The organism is Deinococcus sp. YIM 77859, from assembly GCF_000745175.1.
GTDB lineage: Bacteria > Deinococcota > Deinococci > Deinococcales > Deinococcaceae > Deinococcus.
The window spans coordinates 746,276-764,282 of the sequence record NZ_JQNI01000002.1; the positions used below are offsets into that span (position 1 = coordinate 746,276).

22 protein-coding genes are annotated in these 18,007 nt (G+C 66.9%); 7 read left to right on the plus strand and 15 right to left on the minus strand.

Features of this window, described 5'->3' with window-relative positions:
• Positions 1-11: 11 nt before the first annotated feature.
• The 5 genes from EI73_RS03755 to EI73_RS03775 form a co-directional block, all read right to left on the minus strand.
• Entirely contained in the window at positions 12-512 is a 501-nt protein-coding gene (locus EI73_RS03755; protein WP_369699453.1) for a DUF402 domain-containing protein, read from the minus strand.
• A gap of 97 nt (positions 513-609) precedes the next feature.
• Positions 610-3,135, minus strand: coding sequence for a U32 family peptidase (locus EI73_RS03760; RefSeq protein WP_034384413.1), 2,526 nt, complete (start codon positions 3,133-3,135; stop codon positions 610-612).
• Between the two features lie 46 nt (positions 3,136-3,181).
• On the minus strand, positions 3,182-3,658 hold the full coding sequence (locus tag EI73_RS03765) for a universal stress protein (protein WP_034384414.1): 477 nt from the start codon (positions 3,656-3,658) through the stop codon (positions 3,182-3,184).
• A gap of 55 nt (positions 3,659-3,713) precedes the next feature.
• On the minus strand, positions 3,714-3,914 hold the full coding sequence (locus EI73_RS03770; RefSeq protein ID WP_034384415.1) for a hypothetical protein: 201 nt from the start codon (positions 3,912-3,914) through the stop codon (positions 3,714-3,716).
• A 44-nt stretch (positions 3,915-3,958) separates the two neighbouring features.
• A complete protein-coding gene (locus EI73_RS03775; RefSeq protein ID WP_034384418.1) occupies positions 3,959-4,264 on the minus strand; it encodes a rhodanese-like domain-containing protein in 306 nt (101 codons plus the stop codon).
• Between the two features lie 54 nt (positions 4,265-4,318).
• On the opposite strand from EI73_RS03775, the gene EI73_RS03780 reads away from it, so the two are divergent.
• Entirely contained in the window at positions 4,319-4,651 is a 333-nt protein-coding gene (locus tag EI73_RS03780) for a rhodanese-like domain-containing protein (protein WP_034384420.1), read from the plus strand.
• Entirely contained in the window at positions 4,651-5,004 is a 354-nt protein-coding gene (locus EI73_RS03785) for a metal-sulfur cluster assembly factor (protein ID WP_034384422.1), read from the plus strand. Before EI73_RS03780 ends, EI73_RS03785 begins: the two co-directional genes overlap by 1 nt.
• An 87-nt stretch (positions 5,005-5,091) precedes the next feature.
• On the opposite strand, the gene EI73_RS03790 is transcribed toward EI73_RS03785, so the two are convergent.
• Both EI73_RS03790 and EI73_RS03795 read right to left on the minus strand, forming a co-directional pair.
• Positions 5,092-5,772, minus strand: a complete 681-nt coding sequence (locus tag EI73_RS03790; RefSeq protein WP_034384424.1) for a zinc metallopeptidase — start codon at positions 5,770-5,772, stop codon at positions 5,092-5,094.
• A gap of 72 nt (positions 5,773-5,844) precedes the next feature.
• A complete protein-coding gene (locus tag EI73_RS03795) occupies positions 5,845-6,114 on the minus strand; it encodes a stage V sporulation protein S (protein WP_034387674.1) in 270 nt (89 codons plus the stop codon).
• A gap of 136 nt (positions 6,115-6,250) precedes the next feature.
• On the opposite strand from EI73_RS03795, the gene EI73_RS03800 reads away from it, so the two are divergent.
• Both EI73_RS03800 and EI73_RS03805 read left to right on the plus strand, forming a co-directional pair.
• Positions 6,251-7,957 carry a PhoX family phosphatase gene (locus EI73_RS03800; RefSeq protein WP_034384426.1) on the plus strand — a complete coding sequence of 569 codons (1,707 nt, stop codon included), beginning with the start codon at positions 6,251-6,253 and terminating at the stop codon, positions 7,955-7,957.
• A complete protein-coding gene (locus EI73_RS03805) occupies positions 7,954-8,280 on the plus strand; it encodes a hypothetical protein (protein WP_051935405.1) in 327 nt (108 codons plus the stop codon). The genes EI73_RS03800 and EI73_RS03805 overlap by 4 nt, the downstream gene beginning before the upstream one ends.
• Before the next feature lie 9 nt (positions 8,281-8,289).
• On the opposite strand, the gene map is transcribed toward EI73_RS03805, so the two are convergent.
• The gene (map, locus tag EI73_RS03810) at positions 8,290-9,051 is read right to left on the minus strand and encodes a type I methionyl aminopeptidase (protein WP_034384427.1); all 762 of its coding nucleotides are present in this window, start codon (positions 9,049-9,051) and stop codon (positions 8,290-8,292) included.
• A gap of 80 nt (positions 9,052-9,131) precedes the next feature.
• On the opposite strand from map, the gene EI73_RS03815 reads away from it, so the two are divergent.
• Positions 9,132-9,983 carry a M55 family metallopeptidase gene (locus tag EI73_RS03815; protein WP_034384428.1) on the plus strand — a complete coding sequence of 284 codons (852 nt, stop codon included), beginning with the start codon at positions 9,132-9,134 and terminating at the stop codon, positions 9,981-9,983.
• A gap of 7 nt (positions 9,984-9,990) precedes the next feature.
• Here the strand turns inward: EI73_RS03815 and EI73_RS03820 are convergent, their stop codons facing one another.
• Together EI73_RS03820 and ispG are read right to left on the minus strand one after the other, a co-directional pair.
• The gene (locus EI73_RS03820) at positions 9,991-10,392 is read right to left on the minus strand and encodes a DUF4259 domain-containing protein (RefSeq protein ID WP_034384431.1); all 402 of its coding nucleotides are present in this window, start codon (positions 10,390-10,392) and stop codon (positions 9,991-9,993) included.
• Positions 10,389-11,618 carry a flavodoxin-dependent (E)-4-hydroxy-3-methylbut-2-enyl-diphosphate synthase gene (gene ispG, locus EI73_RS03825; protein ID WP_034384433.1) on the minus strand — a complete coding sequence of 410 codons (1,230 nt, stop codon included), beginning with the start codon at positions 11,616-11,618 and terminating at the stop codon, positions 10,389-10,391. Before ispG ends, EI73_RS03820 begins: the two co-directional genes overlap by 4 nt.
• A 94-nt stretch (positions 11,619-11,712) precedes the next feature.
• Between ispG and EI73_RS03830 the strand changes: the two genes are divergently transcribed.
• On the plus strand, positions 11,713-12,096 hold the full coding sequence (locus EI73_RS03830; protein WP_034384436.1) for an NADH-quinone oxidoreductase subunit 15: 384 nt from the start codon (positions 11,713-11,715) through the stop codon (positions 12,094-12,096).
• A 61-nt stretch (positions 12,097-12,157) separates the two neighbouring features.
• On the opposite strand, the gene EI73_RS03835 is transcribed toward EI73_RS03830, so the two are convergent.
• From EI73_RS03835 to ligA, 5 genes are all read right to left on the minus strand, one after another.
• Positions 12,158-12,619 (minus strand): divergent PAP2 family protein, encoded by a 462-nt coding sequence (locus tag EI73_RS03835; RefSeq protein ID WP_034384439.1) that lies wholly within the window; start codon positions 12,617-12,619, stop codon positions 12,158-12,160.
• 13 nt (positions 12,620-12,632) lie between these two features.
• On the minus strand, positions 12,633-13,484 hold the full coding sequence (locus tag EI73_RS03840; RefSeq protein ID WP_034384441.1) for a bifunctional 5,10-methylenetetrahydrofolate dehydrogenase/5,10-methenyltetrahydrofolate cyclohydrolase: 852 nt from the start codon (positions 13,482-13,484) through the stop codon (positions 12,633-12,635).
• Positions 13,481-13,972, minus strand: a complete 492-nt coding sequence (nusB, locus tag EI73_RS03845) for a transcription antitermination factor NusB (protein ID WP_034384443.1) — start codon at positions 13,970-13,972, stop codon at positions 13,481-13,483. Before nusB ends, EI73_RS03840 begins: the two co-directional genes overlap by 4 nt.
• A 70-nt stretch (positions 13,973-14,042) precedes the next feature.
• Positions 14,043-14,384, minus strand: coding sequence for an Asp23/Gls24 family envelope stress response protein (locus tag EI73_RS03850; protein WP_034384445.1), 342 nt, complete (start codon positions 14,382-14,384; stop codon positions 14,043-14,045).
• 128 nt (positions 14,385-14,512) lie between these two features.
• Positions 14,513-16,579, minus strand: a complete 2,067-nt coding sequence (ligA, locus tag EI73_RS03855; protein ID WP_034384447.1) for an NAD-dependent DNA ligase LigA — start codon at positions 16,577-16,579, stop codon at positions 14,513-14,515.
• Positions 16,580-16,838: 259 nt separating this feature from the next.
• Between ligA and EI73_RS03860 the strand changes: the two genes are divergently transcribed.
• The gene (locus EI73_RS03860) at positions 16,839-17,951 is read left to right on the plus strand and encodes a BMP family protein (RefSeq protein ID WP_034384449.1); all 1,113 of its coding nucleotides are present in this window, start codon (positions 16,839-16,841) and stop codon (positions 17,949-17,951) included.
• The last annotated feature ends 56 nt before the right edge of the window (positions 17,952-18,007 follow it).

Sequence of the window (18,007 nt, forward strand, 5' to 3'; positions counted from 1 at the left end):
GCGGCCGCGTCCTACGCGTACTCGCGAGCGGGGAGCCACTCCAGTTCTACCCCACAGGTCCGCAGCCAGTCTTCGACGCTGTAGCGGGCGTGAGCCAGCCCGGAAAGAACACGGTGGGCGGCAGCGACGGCGCCATGCAGCTCCGGCGTGACGATCAACCCTGCCTCGTGCGCGGCAAGCAGTTCATCGGTGTCCACGATCTGCGCGGCCATCCCGTCGTGTACCAGAACGTCGAGGTAGTGGTCACGGACCGTCCAAAGACTGCCCGCGCGGGTAATGGTCGCAATATCGATGTAATAGTCGTGTTCACGGGGACCGTGAAAGTCGTAGCGGCAGACGACCACGCCGAGGGCGGGCAGCAGATGCGCCTGCCAGTGCTGAATTCGTGGATGCGCTACAAAGTCCCGAGCGACAAAGAGGCCGTGCCCGTGTTCGCGGTAGGTATGAACGGGGCGAACCCCCGTATTGGTGTGATGCTGCCCCGCCGCCACGTCGTGCCGTTCGGTTTTCACCGGTTCCGCTCCGCGCATGAACCACCGTACCTGGCCTACCCCCTGCCGGGATATGAATGTTTACCCAAGTCTCCTTTCATGAAGAAGGAGGCGCGGTTCAGAGGACCGGCAGGGCCGGCAAGCGGTCAAAGCCTTCCGGAACAAACAGGCTGCCCTCGGTGGTTCCTTGGTCCGAGAGGGCCTGCAGGCGAGCCGTGAGCGCTGCGGCATCCAGGTCGCCGGCCAGGAAGGCGCGGTGGAGGCCGAGGACCTCGCCCACCTGCTCGGGCGTCTCGTGGACGAATTCCAGGCGAAAGTCACGCAGACCGGCCGCCAGCCAGTCGGTGAGGTGAGCGCCCGCAATCTGGGGGCGGCCCTCGAAGACGGTGTTGCGGCAGCCTACATCGGCCATCACGGGATGGCTCAAGCCACGTTCGTCGCGCAGCGCCACCCGGTGTGACTCGCAGGGGTGGCCGCAGCTCGTGTAGTCGGTGCCCTGGGACAGGAAGCGGCAGAATACGCAATGCTCGGTATGAAAGACCGGCAGATGCTGGTAGGCGATCACTTCCAGCCGCTCGGGGCCGACGAGACCGGCGAGTTCGGTGATCTGCCGAGCGTTCAGGTCATGCGTAGGCGTGATCCGCGTCAGCCCCAACTCAAGGAGTGCACGGGTCGTGAGAACGTTGGCGGCGTTCAGGCTGAAATCACCCGTGAGGGCGGGGAGGTCGGGGACCCTTTGCAAGCCTTCGAGCAAGCCGCCCGAACGCACCAGCAGATCCGCCCCCAGCGAGAGCAGAAACTTCTGGAGGTTCTGCTCGGTCGGCTTGAGAATCCGTGGGCTCGCCACCCGCACCGCGAGACCGGCGGCCCGCACCCGCTCCACGCTGGGTTTGAGGCCATACAGTTCGAGGTAGTCGAGCGTGATGGAGTCGGGCCGCTCGGCCAGCGCTGCTTCCAACTGCTCGGGGGTGCGCACAAGCACGTGCAGGCGGGGCTGCGGGTCGTGGGCCGCAGGCTGCCGCCTCAGCTGCCGCAGCTCCTGGGCGAGCCGGGGCGTGACGCGGCGTTGGGGGACCTGACCGCGCAGGGCGGTGAGCGCGGCCACGGCTTCACGGCGCAGCGCGTTGAGGCCCGAGACGGGGAGGAACGCCGTTCCCGACAGATCGGCGGTGAGCGCAGCGAGGTGGTAACCGGTCCCGCCCAGCTTGCCGAACTGTTCGCGCAGGATCACCTCGTCGAGCGCTCGGTTGCGCGCGGGCTGGAGGGGATCGGGCAGGGTCACGGTGACGCTGCGGCCCTGTTCGTCCATTAGGGTGAGGGCGGGAACGTCTCCGACATGCCCCCGGAAGTGGGCCGTGACCGGACGGGTGTAGAGCGGATCGCGCGCCTCCACCAGGGGCCGCACGCGGGCGGAGAGGCTGGGGTCGTAGGTGCGCCAGACCGGGTCACCGGGACGAACGCGCGCGGGATCGACGGCGCCACGGCCAAACCGGAGTTCATAGGTCTCACCGGGACGAACGCGCTCGGCCGGCTGTCCACGCTGCCACAGGCCGTACAGGAAGCCTCCCTCCTCGCGGCCTTCTGGGGTGCGCCAGTTGGCGGGATCGAACACCAGACCGTCACCGGGGTTCACCGTCTCGCTGAGTTCGACGAGCACGCCGCGGGGGGTAGTGCCGCGGACGGTGCCCACCCGCACACCACGGTGCCGAGGAGCCCGCCCGCGCACCACCTGTTGATGGTTCGTGCCGCCGATAAAGTGCGGGCCCAGGCCGCGCGAGTAGACCTGTTCCAGGCCGCGTTCCTCCTGCGGCGTGACGCTGAGGGGGAGCCCTGCCCAAGCCTCATCCACGGCCCGGCGGTAGGCGGCGGTGGTCAGGGCGACGAAGTCCGCGTCCTTGTAGCGCCCCTCGATCTTCAGGCAGTTGATGCCCAGGCGAACAAGCTCCGGAACCTGATGCAGCGCGTACAGGTCTCCGGGCGAGAGGAGATAGCGCGCGTCCCCCAGATCGCGCTCCTCGCCGTCCACGATGAGTTCATAGGGCAGGCGGCAGGCCTGGGCACACTGGCCGCGGTTGGCACTGCGCCCCCCCCAGGCTTCGCTGGAGAAGCACTGCCCGCTGTAACTCACGCACAGCGCTCCGTGCACAAAGGTTTCCAGCTCCAGGTCCGTCTGCGCGGCGATGCGAGCGATGTCGCGCAGGGAGAGCTCACGGCCCAGCACCACCCGGCTCGCGCCGAACCGCCGGGCAAGCTCGGCGCCCTCCGCTGAGGTGATGCTCATCTGGGTGCTGCCGTGAATGGGGAGATCGGGACAGATCTCGTGGGCCAAGCGGGCCACCCCGTGGTCCTGCACGATGATCGCGTCCACGCCCGACTGGGCCAGGTGCATCAGTTGCCGTTCTGCTGCTTGCAGCTCACGGTCAAACACCAGGACATTAAAGGTCACGAAGCCCAGCACACCGCGTTCGTGCAGGGCGCGCATGATGTCGGGGAGTTCCTCGTTGCTAAAGCCCACCTTGGCACGCGCGTGAAACGCCTCGACCCCGAAATACACGGCGTCGGCCCCCGCCTCCACCGCCGCACGGAGTTGCGGCCACCCGCCGACGGGGCTCATGACTTCAGGTTTCACACGCGCTCTGGGCATAGCGCGCCAGTCTAGCCGAAGGACCGGGGGGAGAGCGTGAGCGGGTTCAGCCTGTGACGGCTCCCCAGTCCTTGACGGGGTGACCGGCACGAACGAGGAGCACGGGAACCGGCGCGTGGTGGGCAACAGCCTCCGCCACGCTGCCCAGCAGGGCGCGGCCCAGGCCGCTGCGCCCGTGCGTGCTCATCACGATCAAATCTGCGCCCTCCTCGCGGGCCACCTCCAGGATCAGGCGGGGCACCAGGCGTCCGGCGGCGAGTTCTATCCTCAGTCGCGCACCCGGCACGCGGCGGGCCAGGTCAGCGCGCACCCTTTCCATCTGCTCCTCCTGCTCGGCGACGTCGCGCGGCAGGTAGATGTAGGCTTCCGCGACGGTGGGCAGGGGGTCGGGGTGGATATACAGCACGGTGAGTTTCGCGTGCAGGGCACGGGCCAGCGACGCCCCGTGCGCGAGAGCCTCATTGCCAAGGTGACTGGCGTCTGTGGTCACGAGGATGGTGTTTGGGGTGGCACTGGTGTTCATTCCTCAAGGTCCTGCCCCGTCCTGACAGCCCCATCACAGGGCTGCTTCCAGACATTTAGCTTTGGCGGCTGCCGCTGCCCCCGCTCTGGTGTCCACTGCCACTGCCGCTGCCGTCCTGGCCGCCATCCGCGCCGCCTCCGCTCTCACTGCCATTGCGGCGGCCATCGCCGTTCTTGTCGTCGGCGCTGCCATGGTTGCTGCCGGGCTTGCGGCTATGGTCGCGTTCGCCCTCGTTGTAACGGTCCTTGTGTGACATACCTCATCCTGCTCCTGGGCAGCGAGGGGGGCATGAGCGGAGGGTCAACCCGAATTGTCTTCTGGCCGGCCCTGCTGCAGGGCGCGTCGCAGCGCCGGAACGCCACCCGGATAGGCCCAGGCCTCCAACCCGTCTGCTCGGAGGTACTGAGCGGCAAGGCCGGAGCGCACGCCTCGCTCACAGATCACGACGAGTGGCCCCGCTTCCGGCCGCAGGCCATGGGTGCCATTCTCGATGGCCTCCAGGGTCAAGGCGAGAACCGGCAACGTCAGCCACTCCTCCAGCGGCTCCCGGCAACGGAGCTCGGCCGGACGCAGGTCAATCAGGGTGGCGTGGGCGGGCAGGGTCATGCCCCAGTCTATGGCCCTACGATTTGCGGCGGCCCGCGCCTGTATGCTGAAGCCATGAATGCCGACGCCCTACAAGACGTCACGCCTGTCGAAGGCCAGCGGAGGGTCCAGGCGGGTGCCCTGCTCATCGACGTGCGCGAGCCCAACGAGTTCGCAGAGGTACACGCCCAGGGAGCTCAGCTCCTGCCCCTCAGCGAGTTCGAGGCCCGCTTTCAGGAGCTGCCCAAAGACCGCCCACTGGTGATGATCTGCCGCAGCGGGGCCCGCAGTGCCCGCGCCGGGCAGTATCTGCTAGAACACGGCTACACCGATGTTGTGAATCTGGAGGGCGGGACGCTGGCCTGGAAGGAAGCGGGCCTGCCCACCGAAGAAGGAGAAGGGCACTGATGAACGAGACCAACACCACCGCAGCGCAGGCGGCGGGGCTCCCCAGCGAGGCGCAGGTCCTCGAAGCCCTCAAGGTCGTCAAGGACCCGGAGATTCCAGTGAATGTGGTGGACCTCGGCCTGATCTATGGTGTCGACATCACGCCGCAGGGTGTGGTGGACATCACCATGACCCTCACCAGCGTGGGCTGCCCGGTGCAGGACCTGATCCGAGCCGACGCCGAAATGGCCGTGGGCAGGCTCGACGGCGTTAGCGAAGTCAATGTCGAGTTTGTGTGGACGCCGCCATGGACCCCCGACAAGATGACCGAGGACGGCAAGCGGCAGATGCGGATGTTTGGCTTTAACGTGTAGGCGTGTAGGAATAAGCCGCCGACAAGAAGACAAAAAAGGTGCTCGAGCGGCTGCTCAAGCACCTTTTTTCCCTCCCTCTTCCCGACCTTAGTCCTCCTGGCTGCGGGCAAGGCTGAGGACGTTGAGCAGTTGCGCCAGCGCCATCGCAAAGCCCGCCACGTAGGTGAGGGCAGCGGCGGTGAGTACGGCGCGGGCGCCCCGGCTTTCCTGGCCGCTGGTGAGGCCGCGGGCCTGTAGGTAGGCCAGGGCGCGGCGGCTGGCGTCAAACTCGACGGGAAGGGTAATCAGGTGAAACAACAGGGCTCCGGCAAAGAGGATCACGCCGATCCACACCAGACCGCTGAGCTGCAGAAAGAGGCCGGCGAGCAGCAGCAGCGGGGCGAGGTTCATCCCCAAGCTCAGGGGCACTGCCAGTTGACCGCGCAGCACCAGGGCGGGCATCCGCACCTTGTCCTGAATGGCGTGCCCGACCTCGTGGGCCGCGACGGCCAGCGCGCTCACACTGGGCACGTGGTAGTTGGCTTCTGAAAGGTTCACCACCTTGTGAATGGGATCATAGTGGTCACTTAAGCTACCGGGAACGACGTTGACCGGAACATGGGCGAGGCCATGTTCATCGAGCATCAGGCGAGCAAGCTGCGCTCCTGTGATGTTGTGACTGTTGCGAACTCGGCCCCACTGGCTGTAGGTCCGGCTGAGGTAAGCCTGAATCAGCAGCGAGGCGACGAAGATGAGAAGAATCAAGGGGGTATACGGGCCGAAGATCATGGAAGGTCTTCCTCCTGACCCTCATCTTAGCGAAGCACACTCAAGTTTTATGAGAACGCCTTCCAGGAAGGTTCAGCCGACCGGCACGCCGCGAACCGTAAGCGTCAGGGCCGTGCGTTCCTCTTCGGCCAGGTCAAGCTTCACAAAGGCCGGCTGCACCACCAGGTCCAGACGGTCGCCGGCCAGATAGCCCCGTGCGATGGCCAAAGCTTTGACCGCCTGGTTCACTGCGGCAGGGCCGATGGCATGAAGCTCCACCTCACCCTGCGAGCGCAGCAGCGCCGCGACCGCCCCAGCCACGGCATTGGGCCGTGATTTGCCAGACACACGCAGGGTTTCCACAGGAAGGGCCTCCATACACTTAATGCTTCTAATCTACCCTCATTTTCTGCTCAAATCAATGCTCCCCCCGAAGAGCTGACGTGCCCCTGACCGTCCCTTGAAGGACAGGTGACAGGGCAGGGGCACTGTGTGGGGCATGACCAGCTCTCCAGCCAACGTGGAACCAAGCTTCTGGCACAGGCTGCTTGACCGGCAACTGACCCGCCGGGGAGCACTGGGCACCGTTGCAGCAACCGCTGCGGGCCTCACCCTGCCGGTCACCTTCAGCGGGGCGCAGGCTGCGGCGAATAACGGCGGCCCAGTCAGCACCGACCCCCGGGCTGTCAGCCCCCGCACGCTGCCACCCTTCCGGCCAATCGAGGCGACGAACGCGGACACGCTGACCGTGCCGGAGCGGTACCGCTGGCAGATTCTTGCACCCTGGGGAGAAGTCTTTACCGCAGACGGGCGGGAGATCGGCTTCAACCACGACTACGTTGGCTTCTTCCCCATCGATCTGCTGGAGGGTGGGCGCAGCAGCACCGACGCGCTCCTCACCATCAACCACGAGTACACCAACGCCCTCTTTGTGGGGGGCAACACCAGGGAACGTACCCGCGAGCAGATCGAGGCGGAGATGAGGGCCGTAGGGGTCAGCGTGGTTCGCGTCCGCAAGGAGGGCGGCGAGTGGAAGATCGTGCCCGACCCGCGAAACCGCCGCATCGACGCCTTCACCGAGATAGAGCTGACCGGGCCGGTGCGGGGCAGCACGGCCGTTAAGGGCGCCACGACGGTGAGGGGCACCGTGGGCAACTGCTCCGGCGGCCAGACGCCCTGGGGCACCCTGCTCACCTGTGAGGAGAACGTAGACGGGTACCAAAAGGCCTGGGCGGGCAGCGGTTATGACGCCCTGCACCAGGGCTGGGTCACCGAGATCGACCCCTTTGATCCCGCCTGGACGCCGAAAAAACGCACCGCGATGGGCCGCTTCCGGCATGAGAACGTGGCCGTGACGGTCGCCAGGGACGGACGGGTGGTGGGGTACATGGGGGACGACATGCAGGACGCTTGCGTGTACAAGTTTGTCAGCCGTGGCCGCTACAACCCCCAACACCGCAACGCCAACCGAACCCTTCTCGAGGACGGAGACTTGTACGTGGCCAACTTCGGGAACGGCAGCTGGATTCTTCTCGACTATGCCCGAAACAAGCAGTTGCAGGAGGCCAAGGACGCGAACGGCAAGCCGCTCTTCACGGGGCAGGCGGACGTTCTGGCCGATGCCCGTGCCGCTGCCCTCGCGGTGGGCGGAACCCCAGTAGACCGCCCCGAGGACATCGAGATTCATCCCCGCACCGGTGAGGTGTACGTGGCCCTCACGAACAACAGCAAACACGGCAACTACTTCGGACAGATCATCCGTCTTCGCGAGGATGGGGACGACTGGACCGCCACGAAGTTCCTGTGGGAGGTGTTCGCCGTGGGCGGTCCGCAAAGCGGCTTTGCCAGCCCCGACAACCTGGTGTTTGACCCGTACGGCAACCTCTGGATGGTGACCGACAACAGCGACCTGAGCACCAACCCCATCAAAGCCTTTCACGGCAACAACGCCATGTTCTTCTTTCCCACCGAGGGGCCCCACGCGGGCCGCGCCTACCGCTTCGCCGTCGGGCCGGTGGACGCCGAGATGACCGGGCCGGTGTGGTCCCCCGATGGCAAGACCCTGTTTCTCGCGATCCAGCACCCCGGCGAAGACAGCGAGAGCCTAGACAAGCTCACCAGTTCCTTCGCCGCGAAGCCCGGCACCCGTATTCCCCGCCCCACCCTGGTCGCCATCGAGGGCTTTCCCGGCTGGAGGAATGCATGAGCGCTCTGCCCGCACCCAAGGCTCCACCCATCGTGGGCCGCCCCGTTCTGCTGGAGTACGCGGCCATAGAGTTCCTCCATGAGGTCACCCGGCAAAAGCCCTGGCGGCGCGCGCGGTACGAGGCGCTGCTGATGGCCCTGGACGAGTTCCTGGGCGCTCCCGCCCCCCTTGCCGCCTATACCTCCCGCGCGGCGCGCGCGTGGCAACGCCAGCTTCCACCCCCCGCCCAGGAGGACGCCGCAGAGCTCCTCAGTGACTTTGAGACCTACCTGAGCGACTGGGGTTGGTTGGAGAGCGCGCGCTCTTCGGCCGTCTGGCCGTAGGGGGGCACATCACAGCGTCAGGATCTCGTGTCCTTTGGGCGTCACCGCGACCGTGTGCTCGAACTGTGCGCTCGGTTTCTTATCGGCGGTGATGACGGTCCAGCCGTCACCCAGTAGGCGGGTGTCCGGCGTGCCCAGGTTGATCATGGGCTCGACCGTAAAGACCATGCCGGGCTGGAGCTTCAGGCCGGTGTAGCGCGCGCCCCAGTGGTAGATGGTGGGTTCCTCGTGCAGGCGCCGGCCGATGCCGTGGCCGGTGTACTCCCGCACCACGCTGTAGCCCCGTCCCTCCGCGAGCGTCTGAATGGCGTGTCCAATGTCACCCGTGCGGTTTCCCGGCTTCACCACCTCCAGGCCCGCCGCGAGGGCCTCCCGGGTGGTGTCCACCAAGCCCTGCACCTCGGGGCTGACCTGGCCCACCGTGTAGGTGTAGCAGGCGTCGCCGTACACGCCGTTCAGCAGCACGCCGATATCCACACCGATGATGTCACCCTCTTGCAACTCGCGCGGCCCCGGAATGCCGTGGCAGATCACCTCGTTGACACTCGCGCAGATGGTGGCGGGAAAGGGATTATTCCGGGGACCGTAGCCCAGGTAGGCGGGGGTCGCGCCGTGCTTGCGAATATGCTCTTCCGCGACGCGGTCGAGTTCGGCCAGGGTGACCCCGGGCTTCACATACGGTTCGAGGACGCGAAATGTTTCGGCGACGAGCGCCCCCGCACGGCGCATGGCTTCGATCTCGCGGGCGGACTTCAGGGCGACACGGCTCATAACCCAGGAGGCTAGCACGCCTCCTTCCCCGAGCGCTGAGCCCAGATCACGGTCAGGCCGGGCGCGGTACGCTGCCGCGCATGAAGGTTGTGATCAGTGTGGACATGGAGGGCGTGTGTGGCGTGTCGAGTTGGGTGCAGGTCAGCCCACCGGAGTTCGGGGGTCTGGTGAACGCGGCGGAGTACCAGGCGGCCCGCGAGCGGATGACGCGGGAAGCGGCGGCCGCCGCCGAGGGGGCTTTGGCGGGCGGCGCAACGGACGTGCTTGTGAACGACGCACACGACACCATGCGGAACCTGCTGCCCGAGCTTCTCCCCGAGGGTGTTCGCTTCACCACCGGGAACGACAAGCCCCTCAGCATGGTGCAGGGCGTGCAGGAAGAGGGCGTCGGCGCGCTGCTGTTCGTGGGCTACCACGCTCGAGCGGGCAGCGTGCGCGGGCCGCTGGCACACACCTGGAACGGCTTTCTCCGCAACGTCCGAATCGGTGGGCGCGATACGGGTGAGTACGGCCTCAACGCGCTCGTTGCCGGGCACTACGGCGTACCGGTCGTCTTTGCTTCGGGGGATGACGTGGCCCTGGCCGAGATTGCGGACGAACTGGGCGAACAGGTGGTGTGCGTAGCGGTCAAGGAAGGCCTGAGCAGCTACGCCGCCCTGCACCTGCACCCGCGCGAGGCGCAGCGGCGAATTCGCGCGGGTGCCGAGAAAGCTGTGCGCGCTGCCTCCGCGGGCAAGCCGTACAAAACCGACTGGCCTGCCCGGGTAGAACTGACCTTTGACCACCAGGCCCGTGCCGACCAGTGCGAGCGGGTGCCCGGCGTGGAGCGGGTGGACAGCGTCACTGTGGCCTACAGCAGTCCTGACGCCCTGCACCTCTTCCAGACCTTCCGCCTGCTGGCGAAGGTGGCCGAGGTGCGGCTGGAAGGGTAAGCGGCCGTCAGTTCAGCGCGGTCAGCAGGCGCTCCACCTCGGCCTGCCACGCCTCCGCATCCTCACGGTTTGCCCAGAGGTCGGGGAGTTCGCTGTCGGGGCCGAGAACGCGGGTGACGGCGGCACGGGCCAGCTCGCGGAGGGGTTGCAGTTCCGCCGGGTTGACGCTCGCGAGCCAGGTCCGCAGCGGCGCGTTCGTGATCCCGGCCATCTCCCCCGTCAGCGCGGCGGCGAGGATTTCGGCCGCGGCAAGCACGCGGTGCCCTTCTTCGGCGGCCAAGAAGTCGGTATCGGGGTCGAGGGCCACGTCGAAGGCTTCGGCAAGGGCAAAGGCGCCGTCTTCCACGACCTCCTGCGCAAAGGCCGCGCCCACCTCATTCTCAAAACTGCCGGTTCCCCAGACGTTCATACGTCCACCCGCGCCCGCCCGTACCGCTCCTCCACGTACCGTTCGAGCAGCTCCTGAAACTCCTCGGCGATGCGGTGGCCTCTCAACGTGGTCAGCAGCTTGCCGTCCTGGTAGACGGGCGCGCGGGGGTCTTCTCCGGTGCCGGGCAGGCTGATGCCGATGTTGGCATGTTTGCTCTCGCCGGGGCCGTTGACGACGCAGCCCATCACCGCCACCTGCATCTCCTCTACGCCGGGGTATTTCGCCTTCCATTCGGGCATCGCCTCACGGATGTAGTCCTGAATCTTGCGGGCGAGCTCCTGAAAGAAGGTGGAGGTGGTGCGTCCGCAGCCGGGACAAGAGGTGACCTGCGGGAGGAACTGGCGCAGGCCCAGGCTCTGGAGAATCTGCTGGGCGACCTCTACCTCCAGCTTGCGGGGAGCGCCGGGTTCGGGGGTGAGGGAAACGCGGATGGTGTCCCCGATCCCCTCGGCCAGCAGGGGGGCCAGGGCCACGCTGGAAGCCACCATCCCCTTCATGCCCATGCCCGCCTCGGTGAGGCCCAGATGCAGGGGGTAGTCGCACAGCGGCGCGAGCTGCCGGTACACCTGCCACAGCTCGGGTGCCGAGCTGACCTTGACGGAGATGATGATCTGGTCGTGCGGGAGGCCCAGCTTCTCGGCGTAGGCGGCGCTTTCCAGGGCGCTCTCGACCATCGCGTCGATGGTCACGTCGGTGCTGGACTTGGGACTGCCTCGCCGGGCATTCTCGTCCATGAGGCGGGCGAGCACCTGCTGATCGAGGCTCCCCCAGTTCACGCCGATGCGAACCGGTTTGCCGTACTCCTTGGCAACCTCGATCATGGTGGCGAAGTTGGCATCGTGGTGCTGCCCCGCGCCCACATTGCCGGGGTTGATGCGGTACTTGGCGAGCAGGCGCGCCGTCTCGGGATACTCGCGCAACAGGATATGGCCGTTGTAGTGGAAATCGCCAACGATGGGCACGTTCAGCCCAAGGTCGTGCAATCGGGCCACGATCTCGGGAAGGGCGGCAGCGGCTTGGCGGGTGTTGACGGTCACGCGCACGATCTCCGATCCGGCCCGAGCAAGCTGCGCGACCTGAATGGCAGTCGCCTCGGCATCGGCAGTGTCGGTGTTCGTCATGGACTGCACGACGATGGGGTGGGCACTCCCCACGGGGACATGCCCGACCCAGGTGGTCACGGTCTGACGGCGCGCGGTACTCATACCCGGTCAGTCTACGCGCCGTCCGCCGAGACGTTCGGGGCGAGCGTCACGGGCACACCTCCAGCCCCCGAACAGCTTGCTACACTCCCCTTACATGGCACACGCACAGGATGAGCTGCTGTATACGCAGTGGGTCGAGCTGTTGGGCTGGCTGGAAGCCGAGGCAGGCGCGCGCGGTCTGGGCTTTGAAAAGGTCGCAGACTTTCCCGACTACATCTACCGCATGGAGCGCCCCTATGACCTCCCCACGACGGTGATGAGCGTGGCGCTGACCGCCGGGAGACAACCCCTGCTGCTCGCGGCCGTCAGCCCCCGGCATGTGGAGCTCAAGGGCATTTCCCTGCGGCTGATGGGCGGCAGCAAGCACTGGCACCTGCATGCGGGCGAACGCGGCCTCTTGGAAGGCAAGCGGCCCTTCACACGCGAGCGGCTGCGGGTGCTGCTGGACGGGGCGATACGGGGAAGAGCCGCTGTGTAGGCGCCACCCACCCGGTTGGCCAGCCTCGACGCTTCCTCCTGAGGCGGGTCCATTCGCGCACCTACAGCACCTGGAACACCAACCCAGCGACCCCTATTCCCAGCAGCGTGCCCACCAACACCTCCAGATAGGTGTGACCGAGCAGCACCCGTAGGGGCTGAGGCGCAAAGCCCTCGCGGACGACGGTACGGAGTTCCTCGACCAGCTCGTTGAGGAGACGGGCCTGCATTCCGCTGGAGTGGCGGACGCCCGTGGCGTCGTACATGACGATCAGGGCAAAGACGGCGCTGACAGCAAAAAGGGGGCTGCCCAAGCCCTGGGTCAGGGCAACACCGGTGGTCAGGGCGGCCACCATCGCCGAGTGGCTGCTGGGCATGCCCCCAGTTTCCATAAAGGCGGCGGGACGCCAGCGGCCCTCCATGAGAAGGATCAGCAACACTTTCAGAACCTGAGCGCTGGTCGAGGCGAACACGGCGGTCCACAGCCAGCGGTTCCCAAGCAGGTCTTCGAGCGGGGTATTCACGGTGCGAGGGAGGCTAGCGCGCCTGCAGCTCCGCAGCCGTCACGGTGTTGGCGAGAAGCTGCGCGATCGTCATGGGACCAACGCCCCCCGGAACAGGGGTGAGTGCCCCCGCAACCTCGGCCACGTCCGGGTGAACGTCGCCCGTGAGGTACCCCTGGCCGTCCTCACCGCACACGCGGTTTATTCCCACGTCAAGAACGGTTGCGCCGGGTTTGACCATATCGGGCGTGACCAGATGGGGCTGGCCCACGGCGACACACAACAGGTCGGCCTCGCGGGTGACGGCCCCCAGATCGGGGGTGCGGCTATGCGCCACCGTGACGGTCGCATCACGGTTGAGCAGCAGGCCCGCCAGGGGCCGCCCCACGATAGGGCTGCGGCCCACCACCACCGCCCGCTGGCCCGCGACCGGAAGGCCGTAATGGTCGAGCAGGTACAGCATGCCCGCGGGAGTACAGGGCCGCAGCGCGGGCCGCCCCGCCCACAGCTCACCGACGTTGAGGGGATGAAAGCCGTCTACGTCCTTGCGGGGATCGATGGCGTGCAGCACTGCTTGTTCGCTCACGTGCGCGGGCAAGGGCAGCTGCACCAGGATGCCGCTCACCGCAGGATCGGCATTCAGCCGGGCGATCAGGTCGAGGAGTTCGGCTTGGGTGGTTGTCGTGGGGAGGGCATAGACGGTGCTCCTCAGCCCCACCTCACGCGCCTTGCGGTCCTTGCCCCGCACGTAGCTGACGCTGGCGGGATCGTCACCCAGCCGCACCATCACCAGATGCGGGGGCGCGGGGAGGCGGGCTGCACGAGCGGCCGCACTCGCCAGCAGCGCCTCAGCGGCAGGAGCACCGGAAAGGCGGCGAGCCGTCATGCCCCCTCATCCCCAGGAGCGCGGGAAGCCGCCCGCAGACTCCGGCTGAGGCCGCCCAGCACACCATTCACGAAGCGGCCGGAGTCCTCACCGCCGAACTTGCGGGCGATGCGCACGGCGCTTTCGATCACGGGGGGATGCGGCTCAGCGGTGTAGAGCAGTTCAAAGGTCGCCAGGCGCAACACGTTCAGGTCCGTCTGGGCCATCTGCTCGAAGTCCCAGCCGCGAATGGTGCGGCGCAGGGCCGCGTCCACGTCCGTGCGGCGCGCTCCTAGGCCGTCCACCAGCTGCCGGGCAAAGGCCAGGGCCTCCGCATTCAACTGCGGAAAGGTGTCGTCCCCCTCGCGCAGGGCGCCCTCCGCGCGGGTGAACACGGCCTCCAGGGGCAGGTTGCCCTGCTCGGCCTCGAACAGCACCCGAAAAGCGAACTCACGGGCAGCCCGGCGGGTCCCCACCGGCTGCTGTCCCCTCTCGCGGCGGCGGGTCATAGAACCTCCGGAAAGGCCTTGACCGAACGGAGCGAGGAGATCACCCCACCAAGGTGAAACGCGCGCCGGGTCAACTGGCCGCTCCCTTCGGCAGAACCACGCCGAGCACGGTCACATTCACGGCCTTGACCTTCAGACCGGTCATCAGCTCGACGTTCTCGCACACTGCCCGCTGCGCCTGTTGGGCGAGCTGCACCAGGCTGCGCCCGTACTCCACATTCAAGCCGACCTCGATACTGACGGTCTGCCCCTCGCGCGTCACCTTCAGCGCGCGGGGACGGCGCGGCCCGCCCTGCTGACGCAGCACCTCCCCCACCTTCAGGGGGGCCGCTGCCACCTCGATGCCCTCGATGCCTTCCAGCGTCGTGGCGGTAATGTCCGTCAGGACGCTCTTGCTGATCTCCACATCCATGGTTCTCGCCTCCGGGAGGGCCACCTCGCTGGGCCCGCAGTGGGAGACAGTGTAGCGGGCTGGCTTGGCCGCAAGTGCTCGTCGGCCGTGTTGGATGAAAAAAGCGCCCCTAAAGCCGCCAGCACAGGCTAGCGCTGCGCCTCACCCTCCCCCCGCTCGGCAAGGAGCGCCTCCAGCCCGGCCTCATCGAGAACAGGAAGCCCCAACTCCCGCGCCCGGTCGAGCTTGCTGCCCGCGTCCTCGCCCGCGACGACGTAGCTCGTCTTTTTGGTGACGCTGCTGGTGACGCGCGCTCCGGCAGCTTCCAGACGGGCCTTGATCTCGTCACGGGGGCGCGAGAGGCTGCCGGTCAGCACAAACGTAAGCCCGGCGAGGGCGTCGCCGCGGGGGGCCGTCTCCTCCACGGGGTTCAGGCCACGTTCGCGCAGGCGGCGGATCAGGTCCCGCATGCTGGGGTCAGCGAGGGCGGCGGTGACGCTCCCCGCGATGGTCTTCCCCAGGCCAGGCACCGCTTCGAGGCTCCCTGGCGTCGCGCACAGGAGGGCGTCGAGCGTGCCAAATGTCTGGGCAAGCGCCTGCGCGTTGCGCTCTCCGACGTGCGGGATCCCCAGCGCGTTGACGAGCCGCCACAGGGGCCGGGTCTTGCTGGCCTCGAGCTGCGCGAGGATGTTCGCGGCCTTTTTCTCGCCGCTGCGCTCCAAGGCCGCGAGCTGCTCGGCGCTGAGGGTGTAGAGGTCGGCGGCGTCGCGAACCAGTTCGGCGGTCAGCAGTTGCTCGATCAGTTTCTCGCCGATCCCGCGCACGTCCATCGCGCCCCGGCTCACAAAGTGGCGGAGCCGCTCGAACTGCTGGGCGGGACAGGCAGGGTTGGGGCAGTAGGTGTTGGCGTCCCCCTCGGCGCGAACCGCCTCGTGGCCACACTCCGGACAATGGGTGGGGAAGGCGTAGGGCACCGCGTCCGGCGGGCGCTTTTCGAGGACCACCCGCAGGATCTGCGGAATCACTCCGCCCGCCTTACGAACAACCACCGTGTCACCGATGCGCAGGTCGAGGTCACGAATGTAGTCCTCGTTGTGCAGGGTGGCCTTGCTGACGGTGCTGCCCTCGATCAGGCGGGGCGAGAGGTGCGCAAGGGGCGCGAGCTTGCCGGTACGGCCCACGTTCACCGTGATGCGCTCCAGCACCGTCTCCACCTCCTCGACCGGAAACTTGTAGGCGATGGCCCAACGGGGAGCACGGCTGGTCAGCCCCGCCTCGGCCTGCAGCGCCAGGGAATCCAGTTTGAGGACGGTGCCGTCCGCGTCGAACTCGAAGTTTGCGCGCTGTTCCGTCATGCGGCGGTGGTAGTCGGCAGCGGCCCGCAGCCCGCTCAGGGTCTCGCTGTAGGGGCTGGTTGGAAAGCCCTGCGCGGCCAGCCAGGCGAGCACTTCGGCCTGGGTGCGCACCGGCTGGCCGCCGAGCCGCACGCCGTCGCGCTTGCCCAGGGCGTAGAAGAGGGCTTTCAGGTTGCGGCGGCGCGTGACCTCGGGGTCCTTTTGGCGCAGCGCCCCAGCGGCCCCATTGCGGGGGTTTTTCAGCAGGGGAAGGCCCAGTTCCTCGGCGCGGGCGTTGTAGGCGGCAAAGTCCGAGCGGCTGAGGTACACTTCGCCGCGCACCTCCAGTTCGCCCCTCAGGCCAGGCAGCGTGCGGGGAATCCCGGGAATGGTGAGAACCTGTTCGGTGACGAGTTCTCCAACGCGGCCGTTGCCGCGCGTGGCCGCCCACTGAAGCGCCCCGTCCACGTAGTAGAGGTTCACGCTCAGGCCGTCGATCTTCAGTTCGCCCGTGTAGGTAAAGCCGTCGTGGTCGGGGGGCAGGTTCAGCGCCCGTGCCAGCTTCTCCTGCCACTCGGCAAGCTCCTCATCGGAAAAGACGTTGTCGAGGCTGGTCATGGGCGTGGGATGCTCCACCGGCTGAAAGGCGGCGCTGGGCGCACCTCCTACCCGCTGCGTGGGCGTGTCCTCCCCCACCCATTCCGGGTGCGCCTCCTCGAGGCGGCGCAACTCACGCACCATTCGGTCATAGACGTCGTCGGGAATCTCGGGGGCATCAAGCTCGTAGTAGGCACGGGCGTGGCGCTCGACCTCGGCACGCAGGGCCCGGTACTGCGCCTGCGTGGCCTCGGCGGCTGGGTCGCTGGAAGCGGACTGACTCATGCCCGCAGCGTAGCACCGCCCCTTGCTTCAGGCACGAGCGGAATGAGGGCGGCACGTCAGCTTCGGGTCACCGGTCGCCGCTATGATCAAGGTTGCGTGAAGGAAGTGTGGAGGGTTCCCCCGGTACCTTTCTCATCCACATCAGCCGGGAATCATGGTGCAGGGGTCTAGACACCTGGCGATTTCCGTATACTCTGTCCTGGGTTTTCACGCTCCCCGAATTCAGCGCAACAGCACTGCCACTCCACCGGAGGAAGACATGAAGAAAGTTGTGACGTTCGCCCTCGCCACCGCTGTGGCCACCTCGGCCACCCTGGCCGCCGCGCAGGGGGCCATTCGCGTCGGAATCGCCTTTGACGCGGGCGGCAAGTTCGACAAGAGCTTCAACCAAAGCGCCTATGAGGGCACCCAGCGCGCGGCCAAGCAGCTTGGCGTGCAGGTCAAGGACTTTGAACCCACCGACCCCAGCCAGACGGTGCAGGGCATCCGGTCCTTTGCCAACGAGGGCTTTGACCTCACCATCGGCGTGGGCTTTGCCAACAACGCCTCCATCACGCAGGTCGCCAAGGAGAACCCCGACCTGGCCTTTGGTCTGGTGGACGACGTCAGCCCCGCCAAGAATGTCGCCAGCCTGGTGTTCAACGAGGAACAGGGCAGCTACCTGGTGGGCTACCTGGCGGGCCTGAACTCCTCCACCGGCGTGGTGGGCTTTGTCGGTGGCATGGACGTGCCGCTGATCCACAAGTTCCAGGCGGGCTACACCGCGGGCGTCAAGGCCGCCAACCCCAAGGCGACCGTGATCGCCCAGTACGTGGGAACCACGCCGGACGCCTGGAACAACCCCGGCAAGGCCAAGGAAATCGCGGCCTCCATGCGCGCCAAGGGTGCAGACATCATCTTCGCGGCGGCGGGCGGCAGCGGAAACGGCGTCATCGACTACGTCAAGCAGACCCAGTGCCTCAAGGCGGCCAACCTGCCCAAGGGCGTGACCTTTAAGAGCAACAACTTCGCCAAGGTGCCCAAGAGTGCGGCCTATCAAAAGGCCTGCGCGGGCAACACCCGTCCGATGTTCTTTATCGGCGTGGACAGCAACCAGAACTACCTCGGGGACTTCGACAAGAACCCCGCCACCCTCAACCACGGCCTGACCTCCATGGTCAAGCGCGTGGACAACGCCGTGTACGCCCTGATCAAGGACGTCCGGGACAACAAGTTCAAGGGGGGCGAGCGCCGCTTTGGCCTGAAGGAGGGCGGCGTGGGCTACGCGATGGACCAGTACAACCGCGCCCTCATTCCCAGCAGCCAGATCGCCCGGGTCGAGGCCATCAAGAACCAGATCATCAGCGGCAAGATCAAGGTGCCCACCCAATAACCCGAACTTCGAGGCAAGGCGGCCCCAACGGGTCGCCTTTCTTGTTTCAACCGCGA